Raw genomic sequence first — 6,195 nt, forward strand, 5'->3', positions numbered from 1 at the left:
AGTTTATTTGTTTTTGATGACTTGGGCGGTGAACGTAGCCTCTGAGACAACATTGTCGCCCACAAAGGCATAGCCCTTCATGGAGCTGATACTGTGGCGAATGGGTTGCAAAAGCTCTACACTGAAAAGAAGAGTGTCGCCTGGAACAACCTTGCGCCGAAACTTTACGTCATCTATCCTGAGGAAATAGGTGGACCATTTCTCAGGTTCTTCCACTTGGCTCAGTACGAGCAGGCCACCGCATTGAGCCATGGCTTCTATCTGGAGCACGCCCGGCATGACAGGTTCCTCAGGGAAATGACCTTGGAAAAAAAGCTCGTTAGCTGAGGCGTTTTTTACGCCCACAATGCTCGTTGCGCCCATACTAATCACTTTGTCAACTAATTGCATGGGATAACGATGTGGCAACATCTGCTTGATGCGCACGTTATCCATGAGCGGTTCTTCATTGGGGTCGTATATAGGAGCTTGTACCTCGTGTTTGCGTATCTCTTTTCGCATGAGTCGGGCGAACTTGTTATTGATGGTATGTCCGGGTCTTGTGGCTATGATGCGCCCCTTAATGGGTTTGCCTATCAACGCCATGTCGCCAATGATATCGAGTAGTTTGTGACGCGTGCACTCGTTGTCCCACATCAATGGCTTGTGCTGGACATAGCCAATCTTATTGGCATCCATGCGTGGCAACTTGAGAAAGTCGGCTAATTTATCTAATTGCGCTTGCTCTACTTTGCGCTCGTATATCACGATGGCGTTGTCCAAATCGCCACCTTTGATAAGGTTAGCCTCTAAGAGAGGCACGATGTCGCGCACAAAGACAAAGGTTCGGGCGGGTGCTATCTCCTCAGCATAGTTGGCTATATTGTCCAATGTAGCAAATTGGCTGCTGATAAATTTGGACTGGAAAGAGCACATGGCTGTAATGGAGAAGTCTTGGTCGGGTAGGATGGTAATGCACGATCCACTCTTTTCATCTTTGATCTCTATCTTTTTGCGAATGATATAATAATCTTTAGGAGTGGTTTGGTGCGCGATGCCTACCTCTTTTATTTTTTCGACGTAGCGTATAGCTGATCCGTCAAGTATGGGAAATTCAGGGCCGTTTACTTGTATCAGGCAGTTGTCAATGCCCATGGCGTAGAGCGCGGACAATCCGTGTTCTACGGTGGAGACCTTGACATCACCCTTTTGGAGCACGGTGCCTCGTTGCGTGTCGGTCACGTTTTCCGCTATAGCCTCGATGACGGGTTGCCCCTCAAGATCTATGCGCTCTATCTTGTAACCAGTGTTTTCCGGCGCAGGGTTGAAAGTCACCGTCAGGCTCAATCCCGTATGCAGTCCCTTTCCACAGAGAGAAAAGCTTCCGCCAAGTGTATTTTGTTTAGCGGTTTCCATTTATTTCTTGTTTTTTAGTTCTTCCACTTCTTTTTTCAAGTCGTTCAATTGTCTGTACATATCTGGCAATCTCCTGATGATAGCCTGGCTTTTGAAAAAGAGATACTGGCTCATGGGAGGTGTCCCGATAAGTGTCTGGTTGTCATCGATAGACCCTGGGGCACCTGATTGCGCGCCAAGCATGACGTGATTGCCAATGGTGATATGCCCAGACACACCTACCTGACCTCCAAACATACACCAACTGCCCACCTTGGTGGACCCAGCTATGCCCACTTGCGCTGACATTACGGTATTTGCTCCTATGTCTGTGTTGTGAGCTATCTGTACCAAATTGTCAAGTTTCACGCCTTTGCGCACGTATGTCGCACCCATAGTCGACCGGTCTACGCACGTATTGGCACCTATCTCCACATTGTCCTCGATGACCACTTTGCCTATCTGTGGTATTTTGTCGTAGCTTTCACCATTGGGCGCAAATCCAAAACCATCGGCGCCGATAACAGCTCCGGAGTGTACAATGACGTTGTCGCCCAATTGACATTCGTGATAGATGCTCACGTTAGGATAGATGACACAGTGGCTGCCTATCGAGGCACCATCAAAGATGGTGACGTTAGGGTACACCTGCGAGCCATTACCTACACTAACATTATCACCGATATAGGCGAATGGGCCTACGTAAACGTCTTGTCCCAAATGGGCTTTTGGCGAGACGAAAGCTAAAGCGTCCACGCCCTTTTTCTTAGGTTTGGATGCTTCGTACAACTGTAGCAGTTTGGCCACGCAGTCGCGCGCGTTTTTCACGCGTATTAGTGTGGGGCTGACTTTCTCGGGTATTTCGATACTCTCGTCAACAAGAACTATCGATGATTGGGTGTCGTGAATATAGTGGGTGTATTTTGGGTTGGCCAAGAATGAAACAGCCCCGGGAACGCTTTCTTCTATTTTAGCGAAAGTATGTACGCGGACAGTCTCGTCGCCTTCTACTTTGCCGTTAACGTATTGGGCTATTTGTTTCGCGGTAAATTCCATTTTTTTCGTGTGGAGATTGATTTAATTTGCAAATATAAGAATTTATTCCTTAATACATATATTTTTTAGTTCATTATTTATTTTTTTTCTATGTAACAGTAATAGTAACCTAAAAAATCAAAAAAATGAAGGAAGTAATTTTCGTTAAGGTAAAAAGTCTTACCTCGGCGTTCGCTCACCCCCAACACACTTTCATGGTAATGATAGCTTTTTCCGCTCAGGTAATCCAGCATGCAATAACCAACGATCTGTTCAGGAAACCATTGAGACTGACACATATAACAATTGATACGGTTTTCATCACATCTTTAGTAAAGGTTCGGACCTTGCGCAGAAGGATCTTTGGGGATACTGCTGACCTATCGCTCGAGTTGTACATAAACGGACAGGATATGGAAACTATAGCTGGATACCATTCTGGAGATAGCAGTACTGGTATCTGCTGACGACAGCAAGTTACTTAACGCTCTTGCTGATGATAATCCTATATTCTAGAAAACTATATAAATATAAAGTGGTATAATTTAAATATCGCCTGATGAACGACAATTAACTTGAGAACGTTCAGTTACTATATATGTAAAAAGGCGGGAATTTCTAAAAAAAATTCCCGCCTTGTGGTCTATAATGAGCACTTCATATAGAGAAGTGGCATCGTGTATCAATAGTTGCGCGCGGCCAGCTGATAGAAGCTCTGTGGATGATTGCAGACTGGGCAAATCTCTGGTGCGTTCTTACCCACTATGATGTGCCCACAGTTACGGCACTGCCATATACTGTCTCCATCACGCGAGAACACTATTTTGTCTTCTATATTTTTCAAAAGTTTACGGTAACGCTCCTCGTGTTTCTTCTCAATTTCACCTACGCCACGAAACTTAGCGGCAATGCCAGTAAATCCTTCGGCCTTGGCTTCCTCTGCCATGCGAACGTACATATCTGTCCACTCAAAGTTCTCGCCAGCAGCAGCGTCGGCAAGATTGTCTGTGGTAGTAGGAATGTCGCCATCATGCAGAAACTTGAACCACAATTTAGCATGCTCTTTTTCATTATTAGCTGTCTCCATGAAAAGATCAGCTATCTGTTCGTAACCATCTTTCTTTGCCTTGGAAGCATAGTACTGATATTTGGTGTGAGCTTGGCTCTCACCCGCAAAAGCAGCCATAAGGTTAGCCTCTGTCTTGGTGCCTTTCAACGCTTTTGAGCAAAACTCCTCGAATCGTTCCGCCTTGACATGGCATATAGGACATTCTTTTGGCGCTTTTTCTCCTTCGTAAATGTAACCACAAACTGTGCAAATAAATTTCTTTTTCATAATCTTTTTGTTTTTATAATATTGGACCTTTCGCCCTATTTCATAGTCGCTTGATAATATTGCAGAATAAATTCTTATATTGCAAAGATAATCTTTTATTCGCTCATGACAAAAGAATTTGTAATAATTGTTAGTTTATAATTTCAATTTATACAAACTCTAATTTCATGATATTGTCAATTTTATACTTTGCTAACTATATTTCATAATATTATCTATTCTGATGTGTGTATTCAATAGTGCCCTAACATGCCTTTCCCCAAAAAAGTTGACTCGTAAAGTCAACAATTGATAACTGTAGACGGATCGAATGCTGGTAATGCTCCAAGTTGGAAGTTGTCAGAATAACTGCCAGATAATCAATTTGGTTCTAAATAATCGGGTATAAAGGCAGGGATAAATTTTCTGCCTTTTTTGTACGCTCAGCATGAGCATTGTCTTACGGGAGCAAGTCCCAAGTAAGCCCTAATAGCGGGAATAACATAGCTAATAGTAAGGGTGTTCTTCGTGAGGTGAAATCTGAAAGAAGCTGGCGGCAAACATCTAACCTAACAAACAGAAACTTCATACAACGCATATGAACCATGGATTAGATTGCAAGACAAATCAAAGTCCTATAGCTATTCGGAATGATAGGTGGATTTTCCTTGAGTTTTGCGAAAAAATTAAGTAGATATAAGATGGAAAGATAATGTTCTTATCCGAGGAGGTCTCAGGAACGCATGGTGAAGATGATGTAATTGATGTACCATGACGGAGTAAAGCTTGTCGTGAGAAGTCATCAGCGGTCATAGTATTCGAGGTACGGGTGTCTATAGGGAAGAACCGAATCGTGCAGTGCAATAATCAATGACTGTTACCTTGAGAGTCTTTTGTAGTCAGATATCCGAAAAGGAACGCTCTATTCATACGATAGGACGGAATCCGACAATAGAATAGAAGTGATGTATCTCAAAGGGATGGCTGAAAACAACTTGCCACGCACCGTAAGGTGTAAAAGCACGAAACAGCTGTATGCCGAACGGCACGTACGGTGGTATGGGAGGTCGGTAAATGTGAAAGTAGGAGGTATATGCCTTTTATGAATAACATTTACCTTCTACCCAATTGTCAAAATACTTCTGCATTTTTTAACACTTCAGAATTTCTAAACTGGAAGTGAATTTGGAAATAATTCAACGAATAAAATGGGTTCCCGATGCCGTTTCAAAGCGTCTGACTTGCGATAAGATAGAGATGACGTTGCCAATATAGCCCTTTTGCATGCTCTCAACGGTGTAACCGCACCCTGATTAGATAGTAACCGCATTGCCTTCGCTATCCTTTCGCAAGTCCATTTTTACCCAGTTCCTTAATATGTTGATTTCCAGCATTTTCAAAATGGCCCAAATTTCGTTTATTTCCGACAAAATACTTTGTGATAGAAAATATCGCAGTCACAAGAAAGAGTTTGTAAAAGAAAATGTTTGTTTATATCTTTTTATTGGTGGTTTATGGACGTAAGTTCCAAAACGAAGTGCAATAAAAGAGTGCCCCTCGCCGAGAGATGCAGACGTTCTCGAAGCGTAGCGAGAGGTTGTCTGCATCTCTCGGCGAGGAAAAAGAAACAACCAGCAATACAAATAAAAAAGGGAGACCTCTGTCTCCCCAAGATTAATTAATTTTGTATTGTGAAATATCATCAATTAACCTCGGAGCAAAGGCCGCAAATTTTCGCCTTACTCCAAAAGAAAACAGCGAGAAAAGCAATTGCCTCAATCGTCGGCACCAGTCAGTCAACGCTCTCACGTGAAATCAGACGCAACAGCACGCCATCGGGAAAGTATATCTGGACAAAGGTGCACGATATGGCCATGCAGCGCAGAAAGAGGACGGTAACGAACGCCAGGCTCTGCGACGAATTGGTCTGGAGAATCAAGGAATATATCATCAATGACCAGTGGTCTCCAAGACAAATATCAGGTAATCTGCGCAAGAATGAGGGGATAAAGGTGTCCCACCAATCCATCTATAACATCATCCACAATGACACATCAGGGGAACTTGCCAAGCACACAAGGCATAAGATGAAATATAGGCATCGTCCCAAGGGCAGACTTCTTCCAATCAAAGACAGGGTGAGCATCCATGAAAGAAGTAAGGAAGTTGACGGAAAGAGATTCGGAGATTTTGAGATGGACTTGATCGTAGACCCTGACCAGCATGCCATACTCACACTGGTAGAGAAATCCACCAATATGCTGCTTATGCAGAAACTGCCATTTGGAAAGCAATCAAAGCCTCTGGCAAAGGTAGTTAGGAAACTGCTGCTACCATACAAGGACATTCTGAAGACCATTACAACAGACAACGGACCTGAATTTGCTCTAAGTTTGCAGAAGAATGCGACGCAGTCGCATAAACATTAAATAATCAAGGTAAAACTATGATTGCTAAAGACAGTTTCGTAC

General features: G+C 43.3%; 3 protein-coding genes and 1 pseudogene. 1 reads left to right on the forward strand and 3 read right to left on the reverse strand.

What is annotated here, in order from left to right; all coding sequences use genetic code 11:
- Positions 1-3 precede the first annotated feature (3 nt).
- The 3 genes from C7379_RS05270 to rbr all read right to left on the reverse strand — a co-directional run bounded on the left by C7379_RS05270 (position 4) and on the right by rbr (position 3,745).
- On the reverse strand, positions 4-1,395 hold the full coding sequence (locus C7379_RS05270) for a bifunctional UDP-3-O-[3-hydroxymyristoyl] N-acetylglucosamine deacetylase/3-hydroxyacyl-ACP dehydratase (protein WP_116616317.1): 1,392 nt from the start codon (positions 1,393-1,395) through the stop codon (positions 4-6).
- A complete protein-coding gene (gene lpxD / locus C7379_RS05275) occupies positions 1,396-2,430 on the reverse strand; it encodes a UDP-3-O-(3-hydroxymyristoyl)glucosamine N-acyltransferase (RefSeq protein ID WP_116616318.1) in 1,035 nt (344 codons plus the stop codon).
- A 661-nt stretch (positions 2,431-3,091) separates the two neighbouring features.
- Positions 3,092-3,745 carry a rubrerythrin gene (gene rbr, locus C7379_RS05285; protein ID WP_116616320.1) on the reverse strand — a complete coding sequence of 218 codons (654 nt, stop codon included), beginning with the start codon at positions 3,743-3,745 and terminating at the stop codon, positions 3,092-3,094.
- 1,670 nt (positions 3,746-5,415) lie between these two features.
- On the opposite strand from rbr, the pseudogene C7379_RS05290 reads away from it, so the two are divergent.
- Positions 5,416-6,111: pseudogene (locus tag C7379_RS05290) on the forward strand (IS30 family transposase); the annotation flags it as partial.
- Positions 6,112-6,195: the final 84 nt, after the last annotated feature.

Origin of the sequence: Hallella colorans (assembly GCF_003096815.1) — a bacterium.
GTDB classification, from domain to species: domain Bacteria; phylum Bacteroidota; class Bacteroidia; order Bacteroidales; family Bacteroidaceae; genus Prevotella; species Prevotella colorans.

What these genes read in the sequence shown, in the direction of transcription:
- C7379_RS05270 (WP_116616317.1), bottom strand. Translation starts at nt 1,395, where the DNA reads ATGGAAACCGCTAAACAAAATACACTTGGCGGAAGCTTTTCTCTCTGT.
- lpxD (WP_116616318.1), bottom strand. Translation starts at nt 2,430, where the DNA reads ATGGAATTTACCGCGAAACAAATAGCCCAATACGTTAACGGCAAAGTA.
- rbr (WP_116616320.1), bottom strand. Translation starts at nt 3,745, where the DNA reads ATGAAAAAGAAATTTATTTGCACAGTTTGTGGTTACATTTACGAAGGA.